Origin of the sequence: Sphaerisporangium melleum (assembly GCF_014646695.1) — a bacterium.
In the GTDB taxonomy this organism is placed as follows: domain Bacteria; phylum Actinomycetota; class Actinomycetes; order Streptosporangiales; family Streptosporangiaceae; genus Sphaerisporangium; species Sphaerisporangium melleum.
The window spans coordinates 20,841-21,373 of the sequence record NZ_BMNT01000022.1 but is presented as its reverse complement, the minus strand read 5'-3'; the positions used below and the strand labels follow the sequence as shown (position 1 = coordinate 21,373).

Sequence of the window (533 nt, the reverse complement as noted above, 5' to 3'; positions counted from 1 at the left end):
CGCCGGCACCACCAGCCTGGTGGTGCTGGTCGCGCTCCTGGCCACGGCCACGATCTTCGTCCAGCGCAGCCGGGAGGACGCCGAACGCGAACGCGATACCTCCATCGTCGCCCTGCTCAGCAGCCAGAGCGAGAACACCGACGACAGCGACCCCGTCCTGGCGAAACGGCTGAGCATTGCCGCCGCCGGCATCAGCGACTCGTTGAGCAAGAACGGCTTCGCCGCGAAACAGGCCGCCTACAGCCTCAAAGCCGCAGCCATCCGCCCTGGAATCGCCACTCTCGTCGGCCACCGGGACGTGGTCTCCTCGGTGGCGTTCGCACCGGACGGCCACACCCTGGCCACCGGCGGCATCGACGGAACGGTGCGGTTGTGGGACGTGGCAAACCGCCGGGAAATCGCCCGGCTCACCGGCCACCAAGGCGGAGTCTTTTCAGTGGCGTTCACCCGGGACGGCAAGACCTTGGCCGCCGGCAGCGGCGATGGAACGGTGCGGTTGTGGGACGTGGCAGGCCGCCGGGAAATCGCCCGGC

The 533-nt window shown here is 69.4% G+C and carries 1 protein-coding gene; it reads left to right on the top strand.

The features are described 5' to 3' along the window. Positions 1-19: 19 nt before the first annotated feature. Positions 20-533 (top strand): WD40 repeat domain-containing protein (locus tag IEY93_RS20000; protein ID WP_373291489.1); only part of this gene is annotated, 514 nt, incomplete at its 3' end.